The organism is Budvicia aquatica DSM 5075 = ATCC 35567, from assembly GCF_000427805.1.
GTDB classification, from domain to species: Bacteria; Pseudomonadota; Gammaproteobacteria; order Enterobacterales; family Enterobacteriaceae; genus Budvicia; species Budvicia aquatica.
Genome location: NZ_KE386590.1, coordinates 1 through 17,586, shown reverse-complemented (window position 1 = coordinate 17,586; position 17,586 = coordinate 1). Strand labels below are relative to the sequence as shown.

Sequence of the window (17,586 nt, the reverse complement as noted above, 5' to 3'; positions counted from 1 at the left end):
ATCACGAGACCTCCCGGCCCCTGAATGAGAATATTACCGCTGGCCGTCGGGACGCGCCCTTTAATACTTTGCGTCGATACCGATTGAGCCTGTGCCCCCAGACTCATCATCACAAGCAAGAGAGAAACACAGCTGACTGTCGCCGTCACGACGGTATTGATTATCCTGATTTTCATGATGTTGTCCTGAGTGACGAAAACAGCGTCCATGTGAGTATTGTTTGTGCCGGTTGCCATGCAACACATCCCGGCGTATTTATTGACGCGTGGGAGAGTTCAGCTATCTCACCCACGCCATCCCATCCGCTATACCGTAAAATACCGTAAAAAAGGAGCCTGATGCGCTGTAATCAAGTCTTGCTTGCATCATTACCTGCCCCTGCCGTACTGATAGCCCATAACGCCTCCACATGCCGCCTCAAGCCGCCCTGATGGCGTCCAACGTCTTGTAACCACCGAATATCTGCCGCCATGTTCTTGGCAAACCGTTTTTGCCGTTGAGCCGTAGCCAGCCAATCGACAAGAAACCAGTCTTCTGACGCAATATGGATTACACGCCCATCCCGCTTAGCCAGATGCAACGCCACTAGCGCACAAAACAGCAGGTGAGCGAGGTCCCGAGTTGTTTTAACGTCAGTCATGGTCAATTAGCGGCATCATATTGCTCTCCAATTCTACGGTTCCCCTGAATGGGCTTACCTCACCCATGCCATCCAATCGGTAATCAGATAGAGCACACCACCAAAAATCGCGAAGATAATATACGGTTTTATCTCTGTCATCATTTTCCCTACTATAATGTGGCAATGACGTGGTTTGGTGTACCTTGCCCTATCACAACGCGGGGTTAGCGTCTGCGGTAACGGCCATACCCTCTGTCACAATACCGTTATTGAGTGATCGTCTTCATGTTAATACGCACATAGTTCAGCCCACCGGTGTATCTTTAGGTTTTCTGCGCTGCCGGCGTCTGATCTCGCCCAACATTGAGGTTGAGATAAATTGATCTGCATTAACGTCATCTTCTTTAACCGGCTCGATTGAGGCGGTCACTTCGTTCGGAACGCGAGGCGCTGGTTTCCGTGATTTGTTTTTTGTCGTCATAACGAAGGACACCTATTGTGGGTGGGGGTGAGTTCACTTGATGGCGAGTTGGCCTCAGCTTTTAGGTTCAATGCCTAATCTACGTAGTTTTTCTCTGCAGCCTTCTTTGACCCATGCGCTGAAATTGCCACGTCCTACAACGGATTCAATTTGTGCCAATAAAGCATCCTCAAAGCGAATAATTTTTCGTGTACTACCGGAACGATCAGTTTTGCTCTTCAAATTCTTCCCTTGCATTCGTTCATACCACTATAATAATTTAAGTTTTATGGGTATGACCCAATTTATCGGTGATGGTCATAACAAGTAACGCCCCGCAGTGATTAAAATACACAGTCTATACGCAACCGCTCGACTTTATTTTAATTTCATTATCAACGGATATAGACTAACCAGTCATTGATTGAACGATTTTAATGCCGCCATTCGAGAGTACAATTGACCTAAAGAATGACCATAAAACCACACAACGTCAAAACAAGCGGAAAATCACGCCAGATGATGCAAGAGATATTGGTTGCTCTCGCCGAGCAATCTGCCCTCAAATATTCTACGGTAAAAGATGAGGTCGATATCCGTGGAGATATCAGCGATCGCACGTTACGACAGATTGCCCCGACGACGAATGATATTGCCGTTGCACTGGTGGCTCGTCGGGGCCGACAAAACACCGTGATAACGACGCCAATCCACTAACCTGATTGACCCATATCACTCAATAACGCGGCGTTTCAACCTCGGTGACCGACTGAGGTAAAAACACGCAACGCTGACTCAGTGGTCCAGAATATAGCATCTGGACCACCCAACGCCCTTATTTCCACGTATACTTGAAGCCCAGTGTGGCGCGGTACCCTTCGTGCTTATCGCCACCCAATGCATGCTCATAGCGGGTATCGGCATACACGTAGGCATCTTTACTCGCCGGTATCTGTAAACCTAAACCAACCTCACCCCACGTTTGGTTATACTTTTCTTGAATAACATCACGACCCATCTGAATGGCTTTCGCTGAATGACCGTCATGCCAAACGTTGGCAATACCATAGAATGTCTGAGTCCGATTTGCCTCATGATGTCGGTTATACGCTAAACGGGCACCAACACGGCCACGAACACCATGATTGTCACCTTGTTTCACCACTTTAATACCGTCATCAATGCTATCAAGATGCAAGTATTGATAAATCAGCTGTGCCTGTGGCTCAATTAACCATGGGCCATCTTGCAGGACAAAAGGACGGCCGGCTTCGGCAGAAAGCGCCGTTCCCCAACCATTCTGCCCCACATCCGGACCATTACGAGCCTGATACTGATTACGTAAGTAGGAAGCCTGACCCACCACATCTACGTACCCCCCCTTGTCAGTGTAATAGGTGGAGTATACACCGACAGTTCCGCTGTCCGTTTTCCCTTTTCCGGTAGATTTGTTACTGGCGAGGAGACCATTCTCTGCACGATAACGGTCATAGAAATCATTCTCATCGTGGCCGTATGACGCCATGACACCCGTATGACGACGGGAACCATTCTCGTCGTTATATCGAATATCAATATCATGGCCCGCTTGGAAGATAGACATATTACTGTCCCGGCTTAAGCGTTCTTGGCCATCAATCTCCATATGCTGAGTAAAAATACGGATCCAGGTTTGGGCATCAACCGCCCCACCGCAGGTGGCACAATTATCCCAGGCTAACGCTTGGTTCTCACCGACTCGCTCATGCAACGTGCCCAGCGTGGCATAATTTAATGCCAGATTAGCCTGAGGCATTTGCACATAGCCCGACACTTGCGGAGCCCAAATCGTTGGCCCAACCTTGGGTATTGTTGGCTCTACCTTGGGCGTGGTGGGTTCTATCACCGGTATGGTTGGAACTCCCTCGGGGGTTGTTGGCACTACCGGCGGTGTCGGCGGGTCAATCAGTACATCCAGCGTCCAGCGATAATGATTGCCATCGCGCACTAACTGAGCTTCGCCAGCCCCGGTTGTCCGTCCAGTCCCCGTAAATGCACCGTCTACCGTACTGCCGGTTTCAATGACATTGAGGGTATTGAGCCTATTTTTGACTTGTTGAATATTACCATCAATAAAGGATTCAGTGCCCGCTTTGCCAATCGGGACGACTTGAGTGGTGCCCGTGGCGCTTCCTGTAATGATGAATAAGTCAGACAACGAGTCCTCACCATTCAGCCCACCGGGTGCATTCCACTCCGTGTTCATTTGAATAATGCCACCGTTACCGGAATAATCACCGTCGAGGGTTAATCGCGTATTATATTGTTTATTCGTATCCGATAACGTAATCATTCCGCCATCATTGATAACGTTCCCTTTTAAGGTGAAATCATACTTAGCCGAATTCAGCACATCGCCGGTGGCATCTAACACGGCGCCGCGGGTCAACGTCAGCGTGCTCAATTGTGAGTCATCGGTCAGTTGCCATCGGCTATTTGCCCCCTGAACAACTAAATCAATGGTCGACGCGCTATCTTTCGTTGAGAACCCTATAAACTGAGACCCATCATCAAAATTTAAATCAATCGTTCCGCCTTCAATCGCCGACATGCCACCATTGACAATAAACTGTCCGGATGAGGACTGGATATTATTATCAATAATAACGTCAGTATTATTATAGGTATAATTCATATACCCACTTTTAATCATTGAACCCACACCTTTAGATTGGAATACCGTCTCGGTAATACTCCCCTCTTTATTCGCCGTGGTATCCCCTTTTAACAGGATCGTCCCCGGTCGTTCCTCAACCACTTGACCGACATTATTTTTACCTGCATTTTGTTTTTCGGTTGAGGCAAATAAATGATAAGCACCCTCGGCGGCAGTGATTGAAGTGTTATTGCCAAGCTGAATAACCCCCCCTTTATTTGCGTAAACCGCGGCACCTTTATAACTGGCCGTGGATTTTCCGGCAGAAGAGATAATGGCATTATCACCGATAAATACCGCTGAATCCCCTTTATTATTATTTCGATAGCCTTTTAAAAGCCAATCCGAAAACCCGAACCCACTGATATCTTGATCTCTATTGCCCGCATAGACCGCATAACCATTCCCTTCCGTGCCATTATCGACGGAAGTGCCGGTTTGTTTTATTGTGTAATTGTTACCCAGGATAATAATCGATTGAGACCCTTCGGCTAAATTATTATTGGCGCGCACCCCCATACCTTGCGCAATAATGCTGCCCCCCTCACCGCTGAGTATAGCAATATTCGTTGATACGTCAGTCGACGAACTTCCGGGCCCGCCTCTGACGCCAAGGTTAATTCCGTCAGCACTATTTCCGGTCGTGGTGATAGTGACCGTACCTGTGGATAGAAAATATCCTCCGCTATTCCCGTTACTAAAAATAGCATCAGACGCACTTCCCGACGTGGTCACACTGATATCATTCAGGCTATATCCGCCTGAATTCAAATACACACCATATCCCTGCAAAGAAGGGGTTATACTGGCATTAACCGTGGAGGTCACGGTTACATTATCGCCAGTTTGGGTTCCGCAATAATACAATGTCCCGGCACAGTTAATATCAGCCGCAAAGGCGGTATTGACGCCAGCCATTGCCAAGGGAAATAATAGGGCTGTAATTTTATTTTTACTTAATTTAAATGGTTTCATTTTTACCGTTCCCTCTAATCCATAAATCCTTGTGATATATTTTATTTCTATTTAACTTGCGACACCCTTAAAAGCCGACCACCCACAATTTGATATCTCTCTTTTTCTATATTATTTATATCAATGATGATAAATCAGGCAACGTATTGAGTAAAACCATTGATTGTTTCAAAACATATTGAAGGCGATAGGAATTAAGTCACGATGCGGTGAAGCATCAGGAAACGACTATTTCACTACCACACAACCGACGGAAAGCCCGTCATCGTGAAGGTAACCAGAGAGAGATAAATCAATCCGCTGGTTACCCATACCGATAATAATCGAAAAATCAATAAGGTCTCATCACGCCGTAATACAGACCGTTGATATGACGGCGTAATACCTTGATTAACAGCCTAGTTGCGTTAACGCGGGTTTAAACGCATCCATCGCCGATTTACAACTTGCTTTCAGCGCATCTTTATCACTCATTTGTTTCCAGGCTCCCGTCGCTGCATCCATTTGAGCTTTAAACTGATCGCCCATGGCTTTATTATCTTTACTCAACTTGGTCACGCAGGCATTGACCGTAGTGACGTACTCATTACATTCAGCCGGCAATCCGTTATCCGCCTTAGCCGGTTCTTTCTCACCACAACCGCTTAACGCGAATAAAGAGAGGGCAACAGCAGCAGAAAGAATAATACGCGTCGATTTCATCAGTTTATTTCCTTGAAAGTTAAATACTATTAAATTTGAACAATGATTTTGTTCAACGTCATGACATCACGCATTATTGTTGATGCGTCAATAATATGACCCTCAACGTGATGTTAATTTCACCTAACAGGTCGACATCATCTGTCGATAATGCCGACCTGGATGAACGTACACCCGATTCAATCAATCAGTATTCATTAAAGATTTTCTGAATGCTGACCGGGTCTTTGGTCTGGGTTAAGGCCCGTTGTAATAACACCCGCGCCTTTTGCGGATTCAACGTCCCTGACGCCACAAAGCCATATTTAACATCGTCAACCTCAGCATCCTTTTTTGAATGCTATCCTAGATGTTTAAGTATTTGGACTAATTCTTTTTTGTCATTTTTCCACTGGGGAAATTCATAATATTTTTAATAACCTCATCATGATCCACACGGCATCAAAACCGCAAAAAGAAATATTATTACTGCCCATATTGGCTGTTTAGCTGGTTCAATTGCTGACCTGTTGACATCTGCAATGCGACGGACTGTTTCCCAAGCAATGCCAGTTCTTTCTGATCTTCAGCCGACAGTGGCTGTTTAGCCACTAATTCAGTCATTTTGATCGCCTTCATATTGCCTTCAATAATCTTGATGCGCACAGCTTGCACTTCTTGGCTTCTCAGTGTCAGAGCTATCAGCTTATCGTTAACCGACTGTTGCAGTGTGCCGGATTTTTTCATCACCTCTTTGACTGCATTCATATCTCCGTCACGGCTAGCTTTCGTGACCTCTTCTCTTAGCTTGAGAGACTCGCTATTGGCAGAATTCATCACAACATTCAGTGCGAGTAAATCACTTTTAATATCGCTGTCATTAGAAACAGAGAGCGTTTCCTGCTTGGCATTAAAGTTGCCTACGGAGGCTGGCGTTGTTGATGATCCCTGACTATCACAACCAGACAAAACCAGCAGCAGAAGGGTAATAGAGAGCTTGTTCATTACTTGTCCTTAAGGTGTGTTATAGACCAAACAGAAAAATGCTTTATTGTTAGAACTCGATTTAAGTGCTCAAATTTGCTAAGCACTTCAGTTATATCACTCAGGCATGGGCTCATTTATAGATTTATAAATCTAACTAAACAGCCCCACATTCATAATGCAAATCTCATGTTACTAAGATGAGTTTCTTGCTTTATTCGTAGATTTAAAAACAAAAATCCCATAGCCAATAACGCACAGTCCCATAATAATCTGCAGTATGCTTCCCGGTACAAAACCTAAAGCATCATAGAGATAAGATAAAACTCTAGGTACACGAATATTCACTAAACCAAGCGCTGAACTGCTCCAGTCAAGATAATTTTTAATTGCAAAGGCAATAATACACGTTCCCACAACAATAATAGCCACTGACTTAATCTTATTAATAATGACAATTATAGATTCCTTTCTATTTTCCATAATCCTAGCTCTCCATAAAAAAATAACAGGTAATATGACAACCCATCTACACGGGGTATCGATCGCTTTCAACTCCGGACTGAGTTAATCGGCGATTCATTTTATTGATAATTTCTTGCGTGCGTTTCTTCTCTGAGCAATGACAGCTACCGCACCCACTAAAGTAAAAACCAGGCCTACTCCCAACAAGAACAGGCTTAACATTCCTGAACCCAGAGAAGAACTGTTCGCGGCTGAAATTACCTGAGCGGCCTGATTAGCTGAACTGGCATCCGAGGTCATTAAAGCGACATAACCAACATCGCTTTCACACTTATCTGACAGCATTTTCTTCGTGCTGTCATTAGAGCTGCCATATCTAACCGCAACTTCCCGCTGACATAAGTTTATATCTGCCGATGAGATGGGGGATTTGATTTGCAAAAAGCCCCCCACTAACAACAGAACAATACCTAAAATCAACATCAACGTTTTATTCTTAATCACTGTCAGAATTCCTAGTTTATGAGTGAACATAAACTAGGCTAAATCAATCAGTATTCATTAAAGATTTTCTGAATGCTCACCGGGTCTTTGGTCTGGGTTAAGGCCAGTTGTAATAACACCCGCGCTTTTTGCGGATTCAACGTCCCTGACGCCACAAAGCCATATTTAACATCGTCAACCTCAGCATCCTGCGTGGTTGAGCCGGTCGGTACGCGTGATGAACGCACCACCGCAATCCCTTTTCCTCGGGCCTGAACCAACGCATCGAATAAGGTATGATAAAGATTACCGTTACCGACACCGGCCGTCACAATGCCCTGAGTTCCGTCCGCCATCAACGCATTAACCGGTGCTGCCGAGGCATTGGCATAGCTGTACACAATGTCGACTTTCGGTAATGACGTGAGTGAACTGACATCGAATGAGGATTGAGTGGTATGCTTGCGACCCGGCGTGCGCTGATAGTCCACCTTGCCGTTATGGATATAGCCCAGCGCACCATAGTTAACACTTTGGAAAGTCTGCAACGCGGTTGTGCTGGTTTTAGTGATATCTCGCGCATCCAACACCGCTTCGTTCATCGACACGAGAACGCCCCGGCCGGCCGAGTTTTTATCCGAGGCAACCACCACCGCATTATAAAGATTAAACGGCCCGTCAGCGCTCATCGCCGTTGCCGGGCGCATCGCCCCGACCATCACCACCGGCTTATTGCATTTCACTGTTAGATTCAAAAAGTAGGCGGTCTCTTCCATGGTGTCCGTACCNTGGGTAATCACAAAACCATCACTCTCGGCACAGCGTGTGTTAATGGTATTCGCTAGCTTTAGCCATACCGCATCATTCATATCCTGAGAGCCGATACTCACTATCTGCTCACCTTTGATTTTTGCGATATCTTTTAGCTGAGGGACGGCCTCAACCAATTTATCCACACCAAACTTCCCTGACACATAGGCTGACTGAGTTTCAGATGCGCCCCCGCCGGCGATGGTACCGCCCGTCGCCAAGACGGTAATGGTGGGTAACCCAGCAAGTACCGGCAGCGTGAAACAACATAACAATGCACCTAGGGTAGACTTTTTAAAAACTGACATGCTTATACTCCTAATTTATCGTTATTGAATCATAAAAAGTTCAGTAAACTGAATGAGTAACTTATTCAATCTGCCTGTCATGCTTAACACCTTATCCCATCACCACGCCCATCATCATTGCCCCTATCAGAAGCTGTACTTGATGCCCAGCAGGGCTTGGGTATCGCTGTAGCCTTTATCGCCGAGCTGTTGGGCCACATTGCCCCACACGTTCAGGCGCATATTGAGTTGACCTTCCACACCGATTTTTAACTCACCGATATTGTTAGCGCCAGCCTGACGATTGCTGACATGATTCATCCTGACGGTGTCACTTTCTGTGTTATGGATCCAGTTTGCCTCAATAAAAGGCTGGAATGTGCGGTCCTTACCGTCATCACTCCGGTGGTGCCCGTTCATGTAAGCCCGCACGCCCAAACGGGTCATCACATTCGCGTCAGTCTCATGCGAAATCTCGGTCCCGTTACGCTCCCGACGGTCATGAGCGCTGACGCCCATCCAAACTACCTGCGCCTTAGGTTGTAACCAGTAAGTGTCCTGTTCATGCTGTCCCAGTTTAACCGTGTATCCACTTTCAACAGACGCCGTGACACCGCGGGATTGATAGTTCTCGGTACCTAAATAATCCCCTTTCACGTCATTATCAAACCAGTTATACAATGCCCAACTATCAACATAAACGCCGGTTTTATCGGCTTGATTGCCATACCACGTTCCGTAAACACCCACGCTGTAGCCGTTGACGTTGCCTTTCGAGGCATAGCCCGTCACGTTAGATTGGGTTTTACTGTTATTGCTGCCATACCCCGCCATCACACCAAGATGCACGCGGTCTAAACCGTTATTTGACCACTGCGCAATATCGCCGCCTAACTGAAGAACGTAACGATTGCTGGTGGTTTTGAGCTGCCCACTCTCATCACGAAAACGGTTATGCCCCCCGACATGACGCATCCATAAACTGGTGACTTTTTGTTCCCCGGTCAGGATATCGGTATACTGCGTCTCACCGAGGCGGTCGTGCAGGCGCGTCATAAACAAGGTATTGGCCGCGGCCTGGTTAGCCAGATAACTTCCCGCTTCCGGGCGGTACACTGGGGCATTCACCACCGGGGTGGTGGGTAATTCCGGTGCGACGGGCTGGATAACCGGCACCTCAGGGACCTCCGGCGTCGGGTCTACCGGAGGAATAACGGGGGGAATGGTCGGGCTATCATCAGAAATCAGGTACCAGTTCTTAGCGTTAGCCCCGCTGATAGCCGTCCCCGGACGGACAAAATAGTCAAACGCACCGGCCACAATGCGTCCGCTGCTATTAAAGGTGCCGACAGAGTTGCCGTAAACTTCAACAATCTCAATCCCGTGTGTTGTTAGCGCACCCTGCCCACCGATATTGTTAATTAACACGTTGGTATGACCTGACGTGTTACCGTTTACAATCAGTTTATCCGTGGCAGACGTATCACCTTCCAGTACCGTATTGAGAACCAGGGTCCCGTTGTTGGCGTTATAGTGGCTATCAACGGTCAGCGTTTTGGGTGTAAAGGCGGTTCCGGTTAAGGGCTCACTGTATTTGAGCGTTGAGCCGGTCAGCGTTAAGTGGGTCAGTTCTGAATCACCCACCATATTCCAAATACTGTTAGCCCCATCAATATGCAAATTGATGACGCCTTTCTCATCGGTCGTCGTTGCGCCACCGGCATCGCTGTAGGAATAGACATCGACATGGGTGATACCGGTAAAATGACTGGTGTCTGTCATCGTCACATCAATCAGGCCTGACTCCGCCAATAGATTGCCGGTAATATGATAAATACCGGATGTTGATGCAGTGACTTTAGCGGCATCATTGACCATCGTGCCAGCCCCATCGTAAAGCTTGTCGACACTGCCGGTATAATAATTCGTCTGTGACGAGGCAATCACCGACCCCTCGCCCAAGGCATGCATCGCATACGCACTATCGGGTTGAGCAACCGTGATAGTGGTATCACCGGTCAGTTCTATTTTTCCGCCCAAGGCGTTGAAATTGTTGCCTGCGGTTAATTTTTTCTCCGCCCTGAGTGCATCCGCACCCGCCCCGTCGGTCGACACTGTCACCGCACCCGCGCTACCCTGCAATTGTATCACGCCACCTTTATTGGCATACACCGCATGACCATTATTACCGATGGTTTTTATGGTTGAGCCTGAACCAATAATTGCCACGGCATTCGTCCCACTGGCCGTGCCATTGGTTAATACATCATCCCGGTTGCCGGCATACACGGCATAGCCCAGGGCATTCTGATTATTCGTGCCGGTACCACCGGACTGGATCGTCGAATTATCACCAATATAGGCCAAGTTATAGTAAGGGGCTTGTGAGGTTAAATTGACGCGAACAGCGACACCACTCTTAACGTTAACGGAACTGGATTGTCCGAGATAAACCCGACCGTAGCCACTGCCTGCGTTAGCACTTTGCGCAATATTAATGCCGTTGCTATTGGTTCCTGTGGCCGTCAGCGTCGCGTTATCACCGACCATAACCGTATAACTACCATAATCGCCCGACGACCCATTGGTTTTAATCAGGTCAACATTATTCCCTGTCGTGCTAACGGTTAATCCGGTACCGAAAATAAAATCGGGATGAGTCCCGTTCTGTGCGAAATAGATACCATTGGTATTACTGGTTTCTTGTGAGTTTGAGTATTTGGTCCCTGAGGTCGTAATGGTGACATTGTTACCACAGTTATTCGAAGGGGTATAAGTCCCCCCGAATACGGTCCCAGCAAGGGTGGCACCATCCCCGCACGCCACATTGGCATCGGCTGAAACAGACCCGGCAAACGGCAGGATGAAGCCAATCGATAAGAGGCACTGGGTGAAACTATTTTTATTGAAATGGTTTATATTCATTCCGTTGATACTCCAAAAAAAATAACATGTGGGGTGGAAAAAACACCCCATTCACAGGCAACGTTAAATAGTGCAACGCCGCGTGTTTTTTTGCCATCGACATCAAGGTCAGGTGCCCCCTGACCTGTTGCCTATTCAGCAATCACAGGCCAGCTTAACCGCACACCCCATCCTTTTTAGCCACTGAACTCACAATAACGACCCCTCAGGGGCTGAGTGCGTTAGCACCAGACTCCCGGTGCTGAGCACCCAGAGCGAGGTCAACGTCGACACCAGTCCGCCCTGATGGCGACCGACGGCTTGCAGCCACCGAATATCCGTGTCCATGTGTTTGGCGAACCGTTGTTGTCGCTGAGCCGTAGCCAGCCAATCGACCAGAAACCGGTTTTCTGAGTCGCTGTTCATCATCTGCCCGTCCTGCCTAGCCAGATGCAATGCCACTAATGCGCAAAACATCAAGTGAGCGAGGTCTCCGGTTGTTTTTATGCTCGTCATCGTCACCCCCTGCCTGTTTCCCTGTCTGTTTCTCTGTCTGTTTTTCTACTTGCCGTCGTCACAGTCCACGGTCCCTGAGCGAACTATCTCACCCACGCCATCCAGTCTGCGACGAGATAGAACACACACATCAATATGGCGAGCGCGATATACGGCTTTATCTCTGGCATGATGTTCCCTTTTCGTTGCGTTGCACATCATCACATGAGCAATATTGGCGCGAAATTTAACCCCGGCGATAACGGGTCAGACCATCTAACGCCAGAGCAAGACCGAGACCCAACACACGGGTTCCAGTAAACTCAACGCCCTGTCGATACCTTTTTTAGCCCATCATGGGTACCAATGACACCGAAGACCGCCCCACAGATACTACAAACCGTCGCCAGTACGGACAGCACCCACCCATGGATATCACCAACTTCGGTCACCGCGCCCCAATTAGCCATGAGTAAATACAGCAAACTTAGCGATAAAAGTAGGGCTAAAATCATCGCCGTCAGCCTTCGTTTATACGGTGCTGCAGCAGCTCCAACAGTGACCACGCTAAAATAAACAAGACCGGTAGCGAACGCGCCAATATAATTACTGAGCAGCACAGAATGCTGGCTTAACAGATGGAGTACGGTGCCAAAAAAGAGAAAGCGGACCATAATAAAGACAATAATGACAACTGGAATAACGCTTAACCAACGAACAGCGGCAGGCCAGTTGGCCATAAAGATTATCCCATCACGTTCATTATAAAGTGGGGTTTCAGGCTTATTTTTTTGATGACTCATCAGTACGACTCCATTCCCTATCCAATATTTTCCCAAGATAATCAATTTCGCTAAAAAACATTATCTTCGCGTCATTACTTGCCAGGTATTTCCCTATGCACCCATAAATTCACCCTCATCCGTTCTAATTTTTTGCGCTAACATTCCTCAAAGAAAAAAGTCGCTGAGACACCCTCAGTTAATCTCGTCGATAACGGGTCACACTATCCAATGCCAGAGCAAGACCGAGACCCAGTATGCTGCCCAACAGGGCACCGAGGCCAAGTATCAGCGCCTTGCTAGGCCTGTCCTTTTTGACATCCTCATCCGGTGACATCTCATAACGATATCCCTGCGCCGTCACCGGTTGTTGACCTAGCTGCTCCAGCAGATTCAGCACCCTGCCGGTCTCACGCTGGCCGACTGAATTCGCGGAGTCATTTTCACCCCCAATAAGGGGGACTGTCGTGCTGGGCCGGGCCAAATCACCCCATTGATTGTCTCGGTTTGTTTGCAGGCTGTTATTGATATCCTGCTGCGCCTTTTGACGCGCCAATATCATGGCTTCAACGTGATGACGAAACTCAGCCTCATCTTTCGCCATCACCTTGTCATTGATGCGGTCAACGTAATCGGTCAGCAACGCCAGTGCGGCCTGGGGATTATCCGCCGAGACCGACAGCGTAAAATACGGCAAGGTATTCTTTTCATCCGGCGGTGATACCACCAGTCCGTTGTCAGCCATTTCAGTCAACCAGGCCTCTCTGGCCTGCGGGTCCATCCCCTCAGTCTGCTGATTGGCGTAGTCCGTTGTCGACAAATATGCCCGTTTTTCATTCGGACTGGCCATCCTCTGCGTGAACTGGCTAAACAAATGGTTGGCTATCGCCTGTGGGTCAGCGTTAATGCCACTCACTCGGTCAACCGCCTGTCGACGTGCCAGATAATCCTCAAGCTGGGCGAGTTGTGGCGGTGCCACGTAGGCCCTGACGGTCCACGGTGCTGTCGCGGTCAATGCATACGTGTCGACTATCAACGTCGTGACCAGCGTGACCAGAAGTATCAGCCACTTGCTACCCCAAAGCCGACATAACAGCGCAAACCGGTCCATCTCATCACTGCCGTCATCGTACGCGTGGGGATGACGAGGCCTGTCCACCGGTGGCGCGGGGTCCACCGGGAGGGGTAACGGTTGTTGCGTCATGTCACTCATCGTCATACCTAACCCTCATTAAGGGGAATGCGCCCTAACCCTGTCACCGGGACATCCCGCACATTGACAGACCAGTCAGGGACGTCGCGTCATCTGACCTGGCCTGTGATTGTTATTACTATTACTATTACTGTTATGGTTACTGTTATTGTTGTGGTTGCTGTACCGCCTACGCCACACGCACCACGTCTGCCTTTGGCGGGCAATGGTCATGGGCGCGGGGTCGTGGCATCAGCCACAATGCCGTGAGTGAAGTGGGTATCGGTGGCGCAACACTCAACATCCGGGCACCGGTTGGGCCACAGCCGGCTGAGTGGGTATCAAACCCCGACATGGCACCCCGAGAGCTCGCCAGTAACCACGGCACCGGCACCACCACGGCTATCGCCAGTACCACAAACCCACTCATCAACACATCCCACACGATTATCCTCATGGCACCCTCCTTCTCGCTAAATTCACTGTCAATCCCTGACCTTTTTTCTGACCTCGCCATCACGTCACAATAAGGGTGGCGCGGTGAATAATCATGGGCCGACAGCGTGATGACATCCTGACTCACCAGAGCGCTACGGGTCAGGCCGTGAACCCCTGATAGCGTGATGAACCCGCCTGTGCGCGATTTCATCAGGGCGCGCTATCAGGGTCTAATCACCTCAGACTCTCGGTAAGCAAGATAAATAGACTTATCCCGAAAGGTGCGCGGGTAGTCGCGCCCCCTCATCAGAAATAGAGATTACTTTTTATAATCATAACGAGCCGGTTCTGGGTCAATCACCAAATAAGGCCCATCGGCGTTACAGCCCAGTTGATAAGTTTCTCCCGGCAGCATTTCAACCTGCATATTCACATTTTGATATTTATGGTCGGTATTGCTGCTTACGGTAAAATCATAAGTTCCTGGTTCAAAAAGCGCCACACCGACAGGGTCTGGATTTAATACCGCCTTTTTAATCGCCGTCCAGTAATGATATTCACCGGTAAATACCTCACCATTCACCTTTTCAAGGTTAATCCACAGCGCCACTCTGACGGTATTGGGGTCATCTAATCGCGCGCTGAGTTTACCGTAAGCCCGAGCCCGCTGTTTCTTTGCGTAAGGCACATAAAAAAAGCAGAGTGCAACACATGCGACAATAAATAGCATGACGGTCATATTCATAAAATTAAAATCCTTTTTATATCAACAAGTAAATAACCTAGCCTAATAACGAGCGACCGTAATGGCCCCCTGATGGCATAATGAACCCGCGAGTCCGTGATTTCATCAGGACGCGTTGTCAGGGCCTAATCATCTCGGACTCACGGTAAGCGAAATAAATATATTTATCCTGAAAGGCCTTATGACAACCACGACAAAAATAGCGCTGAATACCGCTACGCGCTTTGCCATGCTTGCGCACAGTAATGGGCTTGTGGCAGTGGGGACAATTCGGAAAGGGCTTCTTAATACCTATCATCTCAGTACACCTTATGTGCATCACCCCGGGGTCTTACGCCGGCGATGAAAGGGCCCATTGTGCATCACGCTCTCAGCAACAATGGGCCCGTGAGGTTATCCCGGTCGAGGCCTGCGACCTGATGCCGCAGGCAGTCTACCGACCATACCGATTATCAGAAGCTGTAGCGATAACCGACGCCAACACCGAAGGCATTGTTGAACTTATCACCGGTACCTGCATTCACTTCCGTGAAGACACCGTTGTTTTTGTTCATCTGCCAGTTCACACCCAGATTAGACTGCAACTGATAGCCGTCTAAATCGCTCTTCATGGTGGTACCGCTGGAGGTCACTTCCCCGCCGCTGACGTGCTGCTTTAACACGGTCAGACCGAAATACGGCTGAACAAACGCATCCGGCGCACTGGTGGTGATGGTTTTACCGACATTCAGCCCCAGACCATACTGGAACACATCAGAGGCGTCTTTCTTGACCTTAATCTGACTGGTGCCGTGCGTCGTAAACTCATCACTGCCGTTACGCAAGTAAGCCAGTTTAACTGATGGTTCAACATAGAAGTTATCCTGAAGGGCATAACGCCGACCGATATCTAACCCCAAACTCACGGCATTGCTGCTCATGTCGTAAGAGGATTGTTCACCCTGCTCGGTATAGGCATCATCGCTGGTCTTAATGCGATAACCCTGCGCCGTCACATCGGCAAACAGACCTGAGTTATGGACATACATACCGTAAACACCAACGGTATAGATATCAGAATCCCCGCTACTGCCATTGACGCCGTACTGATTGTCAGTGATGCCCGCACCGGTGAATACGCCTGAAATCAGGGTATTGCTGTTGCCGATATCCCAGGATTTATCCACACCAATATAGGTGGCATTGGTATTAACTTTAAACTTATGACCCATCACGTCAGAACCGACTTCGGTGTTGGTGTAGAAGTTGTTAATCCACAAGGTCACATCGTGGTCGCCTTTGGTGCCGGCCAGACGTAAGCCATCGGTATGCTTGGCCACGTTACGAGACTGGTTTAATAAGCTGATGGTCTGAGCGGCAGACGCCCCTTTCATCATGCGAGCCAGGTCACTTAACATCTCTGCGTCCGGTGGTACGAAGGTATTGAACGACCCGTCGGCATTATAGGCGTTACCGCTCTTCGTCGTGTCATCATCGCCGCCACCGTAAGACGCACCGGTACCATCGCCGTTGACCAACCAATAACCGGTACCCGAATTATCCTGCACCAGATGATAACGGTACATGCCCGCATCCCGGTACTGACTGCCGGTTAACGCGACATGCGCATCACTGCCCGAACCACCTTGAATAATCCGTAAAGACTCATTCGGTGCTGAAGGGGCAACGCCGTAGTTAGTGACATTCACCTGATAGTTGCCACTCATCACGCCATCGACAGAGACTAAATCGCCTTTGCCTAAACCTAAGTTTGTTGACATGTTAATCGTGCCCGTACCGCCATCGGTTTGGGCCATATACCCCGTCGACAAGAAGGTTTTGAATGAAGAATAGTCCGCTGTGCGGGCGAGGGCTGAACCCGGCTGACCAAAGTCAAGGGTACTGTTATCGTCCATCTTCACCCAGATAAAACTGGATGATGCGGTTTGCATCAGGTAGGTGGCATTGCCGTGAACCCACAGGCCGATATTTTGACCAGTACCGCTCCAGACACCACCTTCGTTTACATCCAGGCTGATACTTCCGTTACCACTGTTGATGACATCCCCAATCAGGGTGCCGCCGTTATTCACGCCCAGGTCAATGGTGCCGTTACCCGAGTTATTAATATCCCCAGTGACGGTACCGCCACTGTTAATATTCCCGGTAATGGTGCCGTCACCACTGTTGTTCAGCCCCCCATTAATCGCACCGCCATTATCCACTGAAAAGTCGATATTACCGGTATCGGTATTGGTCAGGCCGCCATTCACCGTGCCGCCTTGAGTGACATCAATGATTAAATCACCCAAGCCGTTGTTAGTGCCACCACCGTTCAGCGTACCGTTATCCACCGTCACCGTAGTATCACCGGTACTGCCTGCGCCGTTCTCTACGCCGCCTTCAACCGTTCCGCCATTGACAACATCAATCACTAACTCACCGGCACCGTTATTGGTGCCACTGCCGTTCAGGGTACCGTTGTCGACCGTCACGTTGGTATTGCCATTACTGCCAGCACTGTTGGTAATGTCACCATCAATGGTCGCGCCATCGGTGATATTGCCATTGACCGTACCACCGGTGGTG

General features: G+C 48.7%; 18 protein-coding genes and 1 pseudogene. 1 reads left to right on the top strand and 18 read right to left on the bottom strand.

Going from position 1 to position 17,586, the window contains the following annotated elements; all coding sequences use genetic code 11:
- Window positions 1-349: 349 nt before the first annotated feature.
- From YWE_RS28740 to YWE_RS0125295, 3 genes are all read right to left on the bottom strand, one after another.
- Complete coding sequence (locus tag YWE_RS28740) at window positions 350-640, bottom strand: DUF2913 family protein (protein WP_051323589.1); 291 nt, start codon at window positions 638-640, stop codon at window positions 350-352.
- 286 nt (window positions 641-926) lie between these two features.
- Window positions 927-1,103, bottom strand: a complete 177-nt coding sequence (locus YWE_RS31155) for a YlcI/YnfO family protein (RefSeq protein WP_099044112.1) — start codon at window positions 1,101-1,103, stop codon at window positions 927-929.
- 54 nt (window positions 1,104-1,157) lie between these two features.
- Window positions 1,158-1,340 (bottom strand): DUF3950 domain-containing protein, encoded by a 183-nt coding sequence (locus YWE_RS0125295; protein ID WP_029096942.1) that lies wholly within the window; start codon window positions 1,338-1,340, stop codon window positions 1,158-1,160.
- Between the two features lie 213 nt (window positions 1,341-1,553).
- Between YWE_RS0125295 and YWE_RS0125290 the strand changes: the two genes are divergently transcribed.
- Window positions 1,554-1,799, top strand: coding sequence for a hypothetical protein (locus YWE_RS0125290; RefSeq protein WP_127526428.1), 246 nt, complete (start codon window positions 1,554-1,556; stop codon window positions 1,797-1,799).
- A 118-nt stretch (window positions 1,800-1,917) separates the two neighbouring features.
- On the opposite strand, the gene YWE_RS29310 is transcribed toward YWE_RS0125290, so the two are convergent.
- The 15 genes and pseudogenes from YWE_RS29310 to YWE_RS0125225 all read right to left on the bottom strand — a co-directional run.
- A complete protein-coding gene (locus YWE_RS29310; protein ID WP_029096940.1) occupies window positions 1,918-4,752 on the bottom strand; it encodes an autotransporter family protein in 2,835 nt (944 codons plus the stop codon).
- A gap of 390 nt (window positions 4,753-5,142) precedes the next feature.
- Window positions 5,143-5,454: a hypothetical protein gene (locus YWE_RS28730; RefSeq protein ID WP_051323588.1), complete on the bottom strand. Its 312-nt coding sequence runs from the start codon at window positions 5,452-5,454 to the stop codon at window positions 5,143-5,145.
- 187 nt (window positions 5,455-5,641) lie between these two features.
- A pseudogene (gene ansB / locus YWE_RS30015) lies at window positions 5,642-5,785 on the bottom strand (L-asparaginase 2); the annotation flags it as partial.
- A 134-nt stretch (window positions 5,786-5,919) separates the two neighbouring features.
- Entirely contained in the window at window positions 5,920-6,438 is a 519-nt protein-coding gene (locus YWE_RS0125275) for a hypothetical protein (RefSeq protein ID WP_029096939.1), read from the bottom strand.
- A gap of 174 nt (window positions 6,439-6,612) precedes the next feature.
- Window positions 6,613-6,900: a hypothetical protein gene (locus YWE_RS0125270; RefSeq protein WP_029096938.1), complete on the bottom strand. Its 288-nt coding sequence runs from the start codon at window positions 6,898-6,900 to the stop codon at window positions 6,613-6,615.
- Window positions 6,901-6,996: 96 nt separating this feature from the next.
- Window positions 6,997-7,386: a hypothetical protein gene (locus tag YWE_RS28725; RefSeq protein ID WP_036017130.1), complete on the bottom strand. Its 390-nt coding sequence runs from the start codon at window positions 7,384-7,386 to the stop codon at window positions 6,997-6,999.
- Between the two features lie 47 nt (window positions 7,387-7,433).
- The gene (gene ansB / locus YWE_RS0125260; protein WP_029096937.1) at window positions 7,434-8,483 is read right to left on the bottom strand and encodes an L-asparaginase 2; all 1,050 of its coding nucleotides are present in this window, start codon (window positions 8,481-8,483) and stop codon (window positions 7,434-7,436) included.
- A gap of 126 nt (window positions 8,484-8,609) precedes the next feature.
- Window positions 8,610-11,387 carry an autotransporter outer membrane beta-barrel domain-containing protein gene (locus YWE_RS28720; RefSeq protein WP_051323587.1) on the bottom strand — a complete coding sequence of 926 codons (2,778 nt, stop codon included), beginning with the start codon at window positions 11,385-11,387 and terminating at the stop codon, window positions 8,610-8,612.
- 189 nt (window positions 11,388-11,576) lie between these two features.
- Window positions 11,577-11,882, bottom strand: coding sequence for a DUF2913 family protein (locus YWE_RS28715; RefSeq protein WP_051323586.1), 306 nt, complete (start codon window positions 11,880-11,882; stop codon window positions 11,577-11,579).
- A 302-nt stretch (window positions 11,883-12,184) separates the two neighbouring features.
- Complete coding sequence (locus YWE_RS0125245) at window positions 12,185-12,664, bottom strand: hypothetical protein (RefSeq protein ID WP_029096936.1); 480 nt, start codon at window positions 12,662-12,664, stop codon at window positions 12,185-12,187.
- A gap of 178 nt (window positions 12,665-12,842) precedes the next feature.
- Entirely contained in the window at window positions 12,843-13,856 is a 1,014-nt protein-coding gene (locus YWE_RS0125240) for a Wzz/FepE/Etk N-terminal domain-containing protein (RefSeq protein WP_161628790.1), read from the bottom strand.
- A gap of 169 nt (window positions 13,857-14,025) precedes the next feature.
- Window positions 14,026-14,484, bottom strand: coding sequence for a hypothetical protein (locus tag YWE_RS28710; RefSeq protein ID WP_036017128.1), 459 nt, complete (start codon window positions 14,482-14,484; stop codon window positions 14,026-14,028).
- Between the two features lie 108 nt (window positions 14,485-14,592).
- Entirely contained in the window at window positions 14,593-15,018 is a 426-nt protein-coding gene (locus YWE_RS0125230; RefSeq protein WP_029096933.1) for a hypothetical protein, read from the bottom strand.
- Between the two features lie 118 nt (window positions 15,019-15,136).
- Entirely contained in the window at window positions 15,137-15,316 is a 180-nt protein-coding gene (locus tag YWE_RS32225) for an IS1/IS1595 family N-terminal zinc-binding domain-containing protein (RefSeq protein ID WP_428829308.1), read from the bottom strand.
- 154 nt (window positions 15,317-15,470) lie between these two features.
- Window positions 15,471-17,586: autotransporter outer membrane beta-barrel domain-containing protein (locus YWE_RS0125225; protein ID WP_029096932.1), on the bottom strand; the 2,116-nt coding region annotated here is incomplete at its 5' end.